Annotated in this window: 13 protein-coding genes; 5 read left to right on the top strand and 8 right to left on the bottom strand. The window is 44.9% G+C overall.

All coding sequences use genetic code 11. From position 1 onward, the window contains the following. Nucleotides 1-87: 87 nt before the first annotated feature. The 8 genes from ACMUMQ_RS12450 to ACMUMQ_RS12415 form a co-directional block, all read right to left on the bottom strand. Nucleotides 88-1,011 (bottom strand): 5-oxoprolinase subunit C family protein, encoded by a 924-nt coding sequence (locus ACMUMQ_RS12450; protein WP_414682312.1) that lies wholly within the window; start codon nt 1,009-1,011, stop codon nt 88-90. Then, on the bottom strand, nt 1,001-1,714 hold the full coding sequence (gene pxpB / locus ACMUMQ_RS12445; RefSeq protein ID WP_414682311.1) for a 5-oxoprolinase subunit PxpB: 714 nt from the start codon (nt 1,712-1,714) through the stop codon (nt 1,001-1,003). The genes ACMUMQ_RS12450 and pxpB overlap by 11 nt, the downstream gene beginning before the upstream one ends. Before the next feature lie 8 nt (nt 1,715-1,722). Next, a complete protein-coding gene (locus ACMUMQ_RS12440) occupies nt 1,723-2,469 on the bottom strand; it encodes a 5-oxoprolinase subunit PxpA (RefSeq protein ID WP_414682310.1) in 747 nt (248 codons plus the stop codon). A 34-nt stretch (nt 2,470-2,503) separates the two neighbouring features. Then, a complete protein-coding gene (locus ACMUMQ_RS12435) occupies nt 2,504-3,811 on the bottom strand; it encodes a TRAP transporter large permease (protein WP_414682309.1) in 1,308 nt (435 codons plus the stop codon). After that, a complete protein-coding gene (locus tag ACMUMQ_RS12430) occupies nt 3,811-4,329 on the bottom strand; it encodes a TRAP transporter small permease (RefSeq protein WP_414682308.1) in 519 nt (172 codons plus the stop codon). Before ACMUMQ_RS12430 ends, ACMUMQ_RS12435 begins: the two co-directional genes overlap by 1 nt. A 161-nt stretch (nt 4,330-4,490) precedes the next feature. Continuing rightward, nucleotides 4,491-5,453, bottom strand: coding sequence for a TRAP transporter substrate-binding protein (locus tag ACMUMQ_RS12425; RefSeq protein ID WP_414682307.1), 963 nt, complete (start codon nt 5,451-5,453; stop codon nt 4,491-4,493). Nucleotides 5,454-5,690: 237 nt separating this feature from the next. Then, nucleotides 5,691-6,887, bottom strand: a complete 1,197-nt coding sequence (locus ACMUMQ_RS12420; protein ID WP_414682306.1) for an alcohol dehydrogenase family protein — start codon at nt 6,885-6,887, stop codon at nt 5,691-5,693. Nucleotides 6,888-6,934: 47 nt separating this feature from the next. Beyond that, entirely contained in the window at nt 6,935-7,816 is an 882-nt protein-coding gene (locus tag ACMUMQ_RS12415) for a LysR family transcriptional regulator (protein WP_414682305.1), read from the bottom strand. A 187-nt stretch (nt 7,817-8,003) separates the two neighbouring features. On the opposite strand from ACMUMQ_RS12415, the gene ACMUMQ_RS12410 reads away from it, so the two are divergent. Genes ACMUMQ_RS12410 through ACMUMQ_RS12390 form a run of 5 tightly spaced genes read left to right on the top strand, consistent with a single transcriptional unit; the run spans nt 8,004 to nt 12,833 of the window. Then, a complete protein-coding gene (locus ACMUMQ_RS12410; protein WP_414682304.1) occupies nt 8,004-9,068 on the top strand; it encodes a TRAP transporter substrate-binding protein in 1,065 nt (354 codons plus the stop codon). Nucleotides 9,069-9,073: 5 nt separating this feature from the next. Continuing rightward, nucleotides 9,074-9,604 carry a TRAP transporter small permease subunit gene (locus tag ACMUMQ_RS12405; protein WP_414682303.1) on the top strand — a complete coding sequence of 177 codons (531 nt, stop codon included), beginning with the start codon at nt 9,074-9,076 and terminating at the stop codon, nt 9,602-9,604. Continuing rightward, nucleotides 9,604-10,884, top strand: a complete 1,281-nt coding sequence (locus tag ACMUMQ_RS12400) for a TRAP transporter large permease (RefSeq protein ID WP_414682302.1) — start codon at nt 9,604-9,606, stop codon at nt 10,882-10,884. Before ACMUMQ_RS12405 ends, ACMUMQ_RS12400 begins: the two co-directional genes overlap by 1 nt. An 8-nt stretch (nt 10,885-10,892) precedes the next feature. Next, nucleotides 10,893-11,546 carry a DUF2848 domain-containing protein gene (locus tag ACMUMQ_RS12395; protein ID WP_414682301.1) on the top strand — a complete coding sequence of 218 codons (654 nt, stop codon included), beginning with the start codon at nt 10,893-10,895 and terminating at the stop codon, nt 11,544-11,546. A gap of 3 nt (nt 11,547-11,549) precedes the next feature. Then, complete coding sequence (locus ACMUMQ_RS12390; protein WP_414682300.1) at nt 11,550-12,833, top strand: amidase family protein; 1,284 nt, start codon at nt 11,550-11,552, stop codon at nt 12,831-12,833. Nucleotides 12,834-12,837: the final 4 nt, after the last annotated feature.

Here is a 12,837-nt window from a genome sequence, read left to right as displayed (position 1 = left end):
AAGACTGTCTTACTTAGCTTGATTTCGTATCATGATAATACGGTTCTAAACACGATACTAGGAAAGTTAAAAGGCGCAGGCTTTAGGCTAACGCCACTGGGCAAGTCTCGACATTTGTAAGTGTCGTTCATGCTCTGCTTGGTCAACGGTAATAGGTGTGAACTGAATAACATCGCCTGGTTTTTGCTGAGATAAAATGCTGCCACCATAGCGCGTTACACAACCGATTTTCGGATAACCGCCAATGGTTTGTCTGTCTCTTAGCAAAACAATAGGTTGTCCGTCTTTAGGTATTTGAATGGCGCCGTAAGCGATGCCTTCCGAAATAATTCCTTTCAAATCACTGCTAATGACTTTGCCTTCTAATCGATAACCCATGCGGTCGGAATTACCCGAAACCCGATAATCGCTAGAAAAGAAGTTAGCCCGTTCCAAGGTCGAAAAAGACTCATATTGATAACTCAAAATCACAGGGATTTCTGTTTGGCCGTAATTAGGAATGGCCAGTCTTGGTACCGCGCGATCTTGATTATGAGTAAAAGGTTGATACTTGAGCATGTCACCTTTCTGCAATTTGTCGCCTTTCCCTGTCAATCCACCGATCTTTTCACGCATAACAGTAGCAACGCTGTCTAATGTGGGCTCACACAAAAAACCGCCTTTCACGGCGAGATAAGCGCGCAATCCCCAAACTGGCTGGTGGAATGCTAGAACATCGCCTTTTTTGATTGCGTAACTGCGCCAAGGGGAAATGCTTTTGTCGTTTAAAGTCGCGCCAAGATCCGCGCCTGTAATGGCAATACTGGTATCGGCTTGCGCTTCTAAAGAAAACATACCGAATGTGATTTCAATTTGCGCGCTATTGGTGTCGTTATCAAGTAACGCATTACTCCAACGAAACGCCATTTCGTCCATTGGTCCGCCTGTAGTTAACCCAAGGGACTGATAACCATGACGCCCTAAGTCTTGAACCAGTGCCAATAAACCGGGTTTGATTACTTTAAAAGCCATCGAGCTGGCCTCCTAATACTAAAAATTCATCTCTTGAGATGGGCTCGAATCTTACTGAATCTCCCATGGCGATCAAGGCAAGATTCTCACTTCCCCAATCCACAAGCTGTACTGGCGTGCGGCCGATAATCTGCCAGCCACCGGGTGTCACGCTTGGATAAACCGCGGTTTGGTTCTCTGCCAGTGCAACGCTGCCAATAGGAACTTTTAGTCTTGGTGTGGTTTTACGCGGAACATGGAGCTCTTGTGGTGTGTTGCCCAAAAAGGCAAAGCCAGGAGTGAAACCAATGGCATAGGCTCGATAAGTGGTTTCACTGTGACGCTTGATGACTTCTTCCATACTTAGCTGGCAATGTTCAGCAACGTCCTGAATATCGGGGCCAACTTCTGGCCCGTAATACACAGGAATCACCACTTCGCGATGGTCTTCTAGCGCGAAATCATTTGGATCAATGGCTTCGATGGTTTCGCGAATGGTTTTACATATCACGAAACGGTCGTAGTGATCATCGTCAAACACCACCAATAAAGTGGTGTAAGACGGCACCAAATCCACAATGCCGTCTAACGATTTTAAATGCTGTGTGACCTGCGCAATGTAGTTGGAGGTGGTTTCGCTAATCACCTGACAAAAACTCAGCAGACAAGCCTGATTGCTGACCATTTCAATGTTCGGAAATGCAATTGGATTTACTGTGCTCATATTGAGTTCTAGTTAGCCTTGTTTAAACGGTCTACCAAAGTACGAATGCGAGTAACGGCTTCCAGTGCATGGTCACCATCGCCATGAACGCAAATAGTGTCGGCGTGGATCGCCAATGTTTTACCCGATGCCGTTGTGAGTGTGCCAGTTTCGCACAGCTGCTCAACTTGCTTCTCGATCAAGTCAAACGTAGCGTGAACGGCTCTTGGCTCTTTACGCGGTGTCAGGCGACCTTCGTCTGTGTATAAACGATCAGAGAAGGCTTCAAACCAAACATCAATGCCGTACTTTTTCGCCATCTTCTTGATTTCTGGTGCTTCAGGAACTGCCATCACCATTAATGGAATAGTTGCATCCAGTTCACTCACGGCTTGCATAACGGTTTCTAGCACAGAAAAATCTGCCATCATTGTGTTGTATAACGCACCGTGTGGTTTTACATAATCCACTTGAGTGTTTTGGCTTTCACAAATGCCTTTTAATGCGCCAACTTGGTACTGAATAATGGCTTTTAATTCTGCGGGTGCGATGTCCATATTACGACGGCCAAAACCGACCAAATCTGGATACGCGGGATGTGCGCCAATCGTTACATTATTTTGTTTTGCCAGAGCAACGGTTTTTGCCATGGTGAGAGGGTCAGAAGCATGAAAGCCGCAGGCAATGTTTGCCTGATCCACAAACGGCATTATCTTGTCGTCTAAGCCCATTTTCCATGCGCCAAAGGCTTCACCCATATCGCAATTTAATTTCATTTTGAGTTCCTGCTAATAAATCATTAATACGTGACTAATTTTGCGACATGGTTGTCGGCAAATAAGTCACAATTTCTGGAAAAACGCTGATCAAAAGAATCGCCACGCCAATCAACAAGAAGAAAGGCAGCGCGGCTTTTGCAACGTATAAAATATTTTTCCCCGTGAGGGCTTGTATGACAAAGAGATTGAAGCCAACGGGCGGTGTTATCTGCGACATTTCGACCACTAAAACGATGAAAATACCGAACCAAAGTAGGTCAATGTTTGCAGCTTGAATCACTGGCAAGATAACCGCAACCGTTAGAACAACAACGGAAATTCCATCTAAGAAACAACCCAATACCACGAATAAAACCGTGAGATATAAGATCAACTCCATTGGTGACAATGACATATCGCCGATCCAAATTGCTAAGGCTTTAGGGATGCCTAAAAAGCCCATCGCAAGGGTTAGGAAATGCGCACCAACAAGAATGAAGCCAATCATACAGGAGCTTTTTACCGCGCCAAGTAAGCTGTCCATAAAACTGTGTCGGCTTAATGATCCTGTGAATGCTGCTAAAACCAATGCGCCAGTAACACCGATCGCCGCGGCTTCTGTTGGTGTAGTTAATCCGCCATAAATAGAGCCTAAAACAAAACCAATTAAGCCGACTACTGGTAGCAACTTACGCAAGCCTTTCACACGAGCTGCCCAGCTGGTTTCGTGACCTGTGGTTTTTGGTAATTCGTTTTTGTGCAAATGTCCCCAAATCATGGTGAAACCCATGAATAGCGACACCAGTAATAAGCCAGGTAATGCACCCGCAATGAACAAGCGCGCAATGGAAACTTCAGCCGCAACGCCATAAACGATCAGTATGATAGAAGGCGGAATCAGCAAACCCAAGGTACCAGATCCTGCGAGTGTACCGATCGCCATACGATCGCTGTAACCTTGTTTGCGAAGCTCTGGTAGTGTCATTCGACCTATGGTTGCGGCCGTTGCAGCAGAGGAACCAGACACCGCAGCAAAAATGCCACAGCTCAGAATATTTACATGCAACAGTTTGCCTGGAACGCCACCTAACCAAGGTGACAAACCTTTGAACAAATCTTCAGATAAACGTGTGCGAAATAGCACTTCACCCATCCAGATGAAAAGTGGCAATGCGGTCAAAGACCAAGCGGTGCTGGCGCCCCAACTGGAAGTGGCGAACAGCAAATCGATTTGATAATTCTCGGACAAGATTAGCCCTAAACCACCAATCGCAATGAGAGTAAATGAAACCCAAACGCCTAAGCCGAGTAACGCGAATAGGGCGAATCCTAACAAGATTGAAATCCACATCATGTCCATTAGATTTCCTCCAACGACAAGGCGTCTTCTTGTTTTACATAATCAGGTTGTTTGCCTCGAATCACGTCAATCCAAGCATCGAATATTGCCAATGTTAATGCAATGGCACCGACTGCGACAGGCACTTGAGGAATCCATAGCGGCACAGGTACATAACCGTAAGAGACTTCATCGTAAATGTAAGATTCGTACACCATGAATGAACAGGCGTAAGACACATAACAAAGCAAAGCCAATGAGAGTGTAAGAATTAGGCCTTCTTGTATTTTGCGAGGCAGAGGTGAAAAACGCTGAATCACCAGCGTTACTCGAATATGACCACCTTCTCTAAAAGTGTAAGCCAAACCTAAAAAAGTCGATGCAGCGAGTGCGAAACCAGCAAAGTCTTCAGCGGATGGCACAATAAAGTTGAAGAAACGGCCGATGATTTGCGCTAGTAGCAACAAGGTAATAACGACGATGAAGAAGCCAGAGAGCAGGCCCGAGCATAGATAGAGTTTGTCTTTAATTCGGCTCATAGTATGTCACTTTTTCGAAAAGGGAGTGTTAACAGTAAACAGTATTGTTGTTTGAATACAGAGTCTTAAAAATACTGTCTAGCACTCTTTTAATAAAGAGCACTAGACAGTGAAGGGAGGACAATAGAAACATTCTTGGCTTAATTTACAGCCAAGAAATATTAACCTTCGTAGTTTCCAAGAATAGTACCAACGTCTTTCGGCGCTTCTTCTTTCCACTCTTGAGTCATAGTTTTACCAATGGCTTGCAACTCTTTCAGCAATTCTGGAGAAGGCTCAGATACTGTCATGCCATTATCAATCAAGATTTGTGTGTCTTTATCAGCACGAGCAACGACCTTCGCCCAACCTTCTGCTTCTGCGTGTTCTGCCGCATCCATGATGATTTGCTGAGTTTCTTTATCTAAACGACGGAAGGCTTTCTTGTTGGCAACAACAATGTTTTTAGGAACCCATGCTTTGATGTCTGTGTAGTAATTTACATAATCCCAAGCTTGGCTTGTGACACCAGTAGAAGGCGATGTCACCATGGCTTGAATGATGCCAGTACTAAATGCCTGAGGAATATCTGGGTTTTGAATTGTCGTTGGCGTTGTACCCATTAGATCTGCTAGACGAGAAGTAGACGGGCTGTAAGCACGCATTTTAGAACCGGCTAAATCAGACAGTTTGTTTACTGGCTCTTTGCTGTAAAGACCTTGAGCTGGCCAAGCGACAGTGTATAAAAGCACCATGCCGTCTCGATCAAGGCGTCTTTTAACAGCTGGTTTTGCGGCTTCCCATAATTTTTTAGCGTCTTCATAAGTTGTTGCTAAAAATGGAATGTTATCGTGTTTATAAACTGGGTTTTCATTCCCTAAAATACCTAGGAATACTTCACCCATTTGTACTTGTCCCGTTTTTACAGAACGTGGAATTTCTGTGTGTTTCACCAAAGAAGCGCCAGAGTGAACTGTGATGTCTAGCTCGCCATTGGTTTTGTCTTTGATTTCTTGAGCAAAATCATAAGCAATTTGAGTAGGTAAATTACCGTCACCATAAGGCGTTGGCATGTGCCACTTAGCTGCAAAGCTGGCAGTGGAAACAAGCCCACCAATAAGTAACGCGCTGGTTAGTTTCAACATAGTTTTGTTCCTTTAGTTTATTTAATTATGAATTTCGCAGTATTGGTTCTGCACTCTCATCAATTCATTGGATGAATCGTATGGAGCTATTTTTGTTTAACTAAGTTGCTCAAGAGTAGACCTCTCTGAAACAAAAAGTCTAATCGTGTTTTTTTAGATAATTTGATCAATTTTTTTTATCAAAGAGTGAGGCCAAAACGATATGATTTTATTAAGTCGCTGCTTTTCAGAAGAGAATTAAGACGAAACTGGCACAGTTATGGGGTAGTTCTCACGAATATAATGCATTTGTTGATCATTTAGTGAAGGTGGAAGGAGAACAAATTTACCAACGTGTTTTTTCTCAGTGAAACGCTTTTGAGCCTGAACAATATCAGCCAAATCAAAGGTTCGTGCTAATAAAGGTTTGATCTCTCCTTGTTCGATGTAGTTCACCAAACTAGGAAAAACGGGCTCGTCCCATGCAGTACTTCCAAACAAAGTGAGGTCTTTTAAATACAACTGACGCATATCCAATGTCACAACGGGGCCAGCGATGGCGCCAGAGGACGCATATCGGCCACCTCGCTTTAGCACTTCAATGACCTGACCGAAAGCATCGCCAGCGACATTATCAATCGCCACGTCTATGCTATTCACACTTAAGGCTTTTATTAAATCTTCATCGCGAGCAATCAGTGCATCGGCACCAATATCAGCTAATTGCCGAAACTTATCTCGACCACATATTGCGGTTACTTTTGCACCTCGACGTTTAGCAAGTTGCACAACAGCAGAACCAACGCCGCCAGATGCGCCCATCACCAACACATGATCTTTAGATGAGACATTGGCTCTGTGTAACATGGTTTCTGCTGTTCCGTAAGCGCAAGGAATCGTGCCTAACTCAGCATCCGTCCAATCACAGTTGATTGGAAAGACTTCGCTGGCAGGCACTTTAACGAATTGCGCAAACGCACCATCGTAATCTGAAGCCATCCAAATATTTTCTTTCGATTCCCAGCCTTGCGTTCGTGAGCAAGCTCGCACCAATGATCGTTTCCCCAATAACGCTTTATCTTTTTCGGAAGCAACAGCCACAACTCGACCACAACAATCTGTGCCTTGAATAAAGGGAAAAGGCGTTGCGCCATTCCAGCCGCCGTCAGACTTCTGCCGACTACGTTCCTCTTCGTCGCCTTCTAAATCACTCGTCCCTTTTGTGACGGAAGACGAGTACCAACCCATGCGCGTATTGATTTCTGTGTTATTGACGCCTGCCGCTAAGACTTGCAACAAGACTTCTCCTTCATTGAGCGCCGGAATGGGAACATTTTTATACTCTAACTTTTCATAACCGCCATTCCCTGTTGTCACCACAGCTTTCATGGTGACGCTGTCATTTTGTAATTCAAAACGCTGTTTATCATTAAGAGAAGAAATGTTGATGGTCATAATAAATACCTAGTAACACTCATGGAAAAATACATCACAAGGATGTATCAGATGTCGGCAGTTCTTTGATCGTACTCGTTGGCGACAGATAAGGCCAAACTGGCCGCTTCGCTAGCAATGTGGTCTTTTGGGTCGTTCAAATACGATGCGGTAAAAACCAAGTCTTCAGGAGCCCAACCCGGGTCGAATGCTTTTAAGCGATTGCTTTCAACGTAGCGTTTTGCCAACTGCACAGGCAGGGCGCCGACACCGATGCCAGAGGCGACCATTTCAAAACTGGTGGACAAGGAGGTGGAAGGAAACACCTGACCGATTTCTTGATAACGTTGCATTAGTTCAGAGATCAACTCTTGATACGGCCGAGACAAGCGTGAGAAAGAAATAATAGGCACGCTTCCTAAGTCATGGCTGTCCATGCTCGGTTGGCAAAACCAACCTAATCGAAAAGGCGGGAACATGATGTTTTCCACGTTGCCTTCAGATAATGGCCCCATTAAAAACACCAAATCCATGTTATGGCTGAGCAGTTGATCACGCAAATGAATACTGACATCAACTGAAAGTTCGACAACCAATTTTGGGTAGCGTTTTCGTAGAGCGGACAAAAACTCCGATAACCAAGATTGCGCAATGGTTTCGGCCACGCCAATTCTTAATGTGCCCTTTACCTCTTCTGACGGTGTGAGTTCCGCTTTAATTTGCGAAACAGAGCGCTCAATTTGCTCTGCATGGGAGCGCAATAAAATGCCTTCTTTGGTTAACACTAAGCCGTTTTTTTGGCGGTCAAATAATCTGACCCCTAAATGATCTTCCAGAGCTGAAATGCGGCTTGATATGGCCGGCTGGGATAAATTCATCTCTCTTGCCGCTCTTCGAACACCACCTAACCTTGCGACCCAAAGGAAGGTTTTGAGTTGGTCAAAGTTCATTTATGAGGCTCCAGTTTGCAAAGTGATCTGTTTTTTTTATCACTTTAGAAAGAAAATAGCGAATTGACTTTATCGCTCTGTCGTTTAACACTGAATTTAGCCTCTTTAAAGATGACCCCTCATTTTGTCTTTTGAGGTACATAAAAAAGATTTGTACAAACAAATTCACAAAAGATAGGACACGAAAATGATCAAACCAAATTTCCTCATGAAAGGCATTCCTCTAGCGTTACTTGGCGCTTTTGCATCGAGCCAAACCCTTGCTGATGAATCCTTTTCCGTTGTTGGTAGCTGGAGTAGCCTCCCGCTTTATAAGCAATACGAACAGCCTTTTTGGACAGACATTCTGCCAAGTGATAGCAAAGACGAGTTTGAAGTCGTTATGACAACCCATGACCAAATGGGCATTGGTACTGGCGATGTTTTCCGTATGTTAGGCGATGGTGTTTTTGATGTTGCGATGACATCCGGCGATTATGCAGTAGCCGATGCGCCAGCATTAGAAGGTTTAGATGTGCCTTTGCTAGCGAGTTCTGCAAAGCAAGCCAAAAGACTGATAGAGGCCGCTCGCCCTATGGTCGATGAAATTTATGAAACAACATTCAATTCAAAAGTATTGGCGATTGTTCCTTACCCACCGCAAGTGGTTTTCTGTAAAGGTGATGTATCGTCAGTATCCGATCTAGAAGGCTTAAAAATTCGTGCCTCTGGTCGTATGACTGCGAAATTCCTAGACGCACTAGGCGCACAAAGTGTCAATATCAGCTTTGGTGAAGTGCCTGGTGCATTGCAGCGTGGCGTAGTGGATTGTGCCGTAACAGGCGCAGGTTCTGGCTACAGTGCTGGCTGGTGGGAAGTGACAGACACATTGATGACATTGCCATTGGGTGGTTGGGATCCTGTTGTAACAGCGATCAACCTAGACAAATGGAACGATTTATCTCCTGAAGACCAAGCTTTCTTAGAATCTGAAGTGTCTGAGAAATTCGAAAAAGCCGTATGGAGCACAGCTCAAGCTGAGCTTGATCAAGACGTTGCTTGTCTAACAGGTAATGGTGATTGTGCAAGAGGCCCAAGCCACAGCATGACATGGGCTGAGCCAAGTGCAGATGACATTTTTACGGCGAAACGCATTCTGATCGACACTGTATTGCCTGAATGGGCAGAGCGTGCTGGTGGAGAGTGGGTTGAGAAATGGAATGCAAGTGTAGGTAAAGTAGCGAAAATCCAACTCGCTGTTCCTGGAGAGTAAGCACAATGTTACGCATTATTGATTGGTTAAAACGCATCAATAATGGAGTGGCGATTGCCGCAGGCCTAGTGTTACTGGCCTGCGTTCTCCTCATTCTAATTGATATTTTATTACGCGAATTCGGTATTAGCTTTGGTGGTTCAGAAGAAATATCGGGTTATGTGATGGCGTCGGTTTCCAGCTGGGGCGTTTGCTACGCATTAACCGAAAAAGCCCATGTACGGATTGATGTAATACGCAATAAAGGCAAAGAAGCCGCCCGTTCTATTTTTGATCTTGTTGCTTTGGCAGCGACCTCTTATGTGGCAGTTTTTGCGGCTTATCATGTGATTCCCGTAGTAGAAAAAACATTGAAACGAAATTCCCTTGCGAATACCTCGTTAGAAACTCCTTTGATAATTCCTCAATCTATTTGGATGGCCGGCTGGATTTGGTTCGCCGTTACGTCCTGTGTTTTGTTGGTATGCGCTTTGGTTTTGGTCATTAAGCAAAAACACAGTCAGGTTAACGACATGATTGGGACGGAGACAGAGTAATGCTTCCTTTTACATTTTTTGGCCTTTTGGGGTTGTTGGCTCTGTCCATTCCAGTTGGCATCGTATTGTTTTTATTGGCGTTTGGGATTGATGCGTTTTTTAGCCCTTTCCCTTTGATGAGAGGACTTGGTCAGGTTCTGTGGTCTTCTTCGAACCATTCCACTCTGATTGCGATTCCTCTGTTTGTTTTAATTGGTGAAATTCTTCTTCGTAGTGGCGTCGCGCAAAAAACCTATAGCGCGCTTAATGCTTGGGTTTCTTGGTTACCTGGTGGCTTGATTCACGCGAATATCGCGACGGCAACTATGTTTTCTGCGACGTCTGGCTCTTCTGTTGCAACAGCCGCGACTGTGGCGACTGTGGCAACGCCGCAAGCGGAAAAGCTGGGTTATGATCAGCGTTTGTTTACAGGTTCTATTGCCGCGGGTGGTACGTTGGGGATTCTTATTCCGCCTTCGATCAATTTGATTGTTTATGGATTTCTAACGGAAAGCTCTATTCCTAAGCTGTTTCTCGCCGGGATTGTGCCTGGTATCAGCATGGCACTGATGTTCATGATAGTGACTGTGATTATTTGTTCATTGTGGCCTCGTTTAGGTGGCCCGAAGCAGCACAGCACTTGGAAAGAGAAAATCGTCGCGCTCAAGTCTTTATTACCCGTTTTACTTTTATTGTTCAGCATTGTCGGTTCCATTTATGTCGGCTGGGCAACGCCAACAGAAGCCGCTGCGATTGGTGTTCTGATCTCCTTTGTTCTGGCAGTGGCGTACAAAGCCTGCTCGAAGAAAATGCTGATGGACAGCTTGGCTGGCACGGTTCGTATTACCGCCATGATTATGATGGTTGTGTTGGGCGCTTATGTTTTGAACTTTGCTTTAACCGCAGCAGGTGTTGGTCGAACCTTGCAAATGTTATTGGAAGGTTTGGGTCTTAGCGCGTTAGCGACCTTGTTGATCATAGTGGCTATGTACATTGTTCTGGGCTTTTTCATCGAGACTTTGTCTTTGATGGTCGCGACGATTCCGATTGTTGTGCCGATCATAGTTCAGCTTGGTTACGACAAAATATGGTTTGGTATTTTGATGATTATTTTGGTCGAGATGGCGCTTATTACCCCGCCCGTCGGGCTGAATTTGTATGTTGTTAACTCAGCTCGTAAAAACGGCAAAATCTCTGATGTCGTCGTGGGCAGCTTGCCGTATGTCGGCGTGATGATCTTGATGATTATTTTGCTGATCGCTTATCCAAGTATTTCTCTTTATCTACCTACTAATTTTTAAGGATTTTTATGATTTTTACAGTAAATGGAGCTGCCAAAACATTTGATATTCAACACCTTATTATCGCAGGTTGGACAGCGCGTGATATGGCGTCTGTGCAAGAGCACATTGATGAATTAGCCGAAATTGGTGTTGAGCCACCTTCTACTGTGCCTTTGTTTTACCGCGCTTCTAACTTGCTTGTTACGCAGGCTTCTCAAGTTGAAGTATTGAGTGCGGATACGTCTGGAGAAGTTGAGCCTTTGATCATCAAGGCAGACGGCAAGTTGTATCTTGGTATTGGTTCTGATCACACGGACCGTAAGCTAGAAGCTTATTCTGTTGCGCATTCTAAGCAAGTTTCTGCAAAACCTGTTTCGACTGAATTATGGGATTTCTCTGAAGTAGCGGATCATCTAGACGATTTAACGATTGAGTCTTGGGTAGATGAAGGCGAAGGTTGGGTTCAATATCAAAAAGGCTCGTTGGCAAATATTCGTCCTTTAACTGAGTTAATTGAAAAAGGGAACTTGCTAGACGGCAGCGCAATGTTATGTGGTACTTGCCCTGCTATTGGCGGCGTTCGCCGTACAGAGAAGTTCAAAATGAGCATCCATGATCCAATTTTGAATCGCACTATTTCATGTGAATACCTATCTAAAGAACTGCCAATAGTGAGCTAATCTATGACACAACCAAACCAGACGGATTTTCCTTGGCTGAATAGGGACTTAAAAACACAGTGGGCGGCTGCCTTAGACACGGCACAACTCAAAGGTAAAAGTGTTTTTACTGAGCTATTTGGTTATCGTGAGCCAGCAAAAGGCCCTTTGAATGGTGCCATTGTTTCGATCAAAGACTTGTTCGATGTGACAGGTTATAAGACGCAAGCTGGCTCTGTATTTATTGATAATAAGCTGGCGAAAAAAGACGCCGCTGCGGTGTCTTTGCTTCGTGATGCAGGCGCCAGCTTGATCGGTCACACCAACATGACGGAGCTTGCTTACTCTGGATTGGGCTTGAACCCGCATTACGGTACGCCAGATAACCCGATTATTTCTGGCCGTATTCCGGGCGGTTCTACCAGTGGTGGTGCAGTATCGGTTGCCTTGGGCATTGCAGATGCTGCGCTGGGGACAGACACAGGTGGCTCGTTGCGTATTCCTGCGGCATTTTGTGGTGTAACTGGGTTCAAACCTTCTGAACAAACCGTATCTAGAGAAGGTTGTTTGCCTTTGTCTAGCTCGTTAGATTCGGTGGGCCCGATTGCCAATACTGTTGAGGAATGTGAGCTATTTTGGAAAGTCTTGTCAGGTGTGTCAGATACGGATGCTTTGGCGCAGGAAAGCCAAACAGACCTTTCTCAGCTGACGCTAGTTGTGCCAACAAACTTCGGCATGAATGAACTAGACTCCTTGATTGAGCAAGGTTTTGCTGACATTTTGTCTCGTCTTGAAGCAGATGGTGTGAAGATTGAGCGACGCTTTGTTGACGCGCTAGAAGCTTACAAAAGCATACCGGTTTGGCAATTCTCTGCTTTTGAGTGCGATGCTTATTATGGCGAGCATTATGACTTGAGTGAGGTCAATATGGACCCACGAGTCGCTTCTCGTGTGGCTCGTGCTCAAACTATGACGGCGGTGGATTTCGCACAGACAAAAGCAGCGAGAGAAGCCTTTATTCAAGGCGTGGCAAATCAAGAAGCCAACACGGTTTTCTTATTGCCAACGGTAGCGGTGCTGGCACCTAAACTGAAAGATCTTGAAGAAAATGCTGAATATGACCGCTTGAACTTGCTGTGCTTGCGCAATACGTCTTTAGCGAATGTGCTGAATGGTTGCAGTGTCTCTTTACCGTTTCGCTATCAAAACGAGCCAATGGGACTCATGTTGACAGCAAATAACGGTATGGATCAGCAGGTTTTGGATTTAGCCAAAGTAATTCAAACCACCACTCAGAAGGCCAAATAGGTCT

Source organism: Marinomonas algae (assembly GCF_047525555.1).
GTDB lineage: Bacteria > Pseudomonadota > Gammaproteobacteria > Pseudomonadales > Marinomonadaceae > Marinomonas.
The sequence above is the reverse complement of the archived record's forward strand: the minus strand, read 5'-3'. Positions and strand labels throughout refer to the sequence as shown.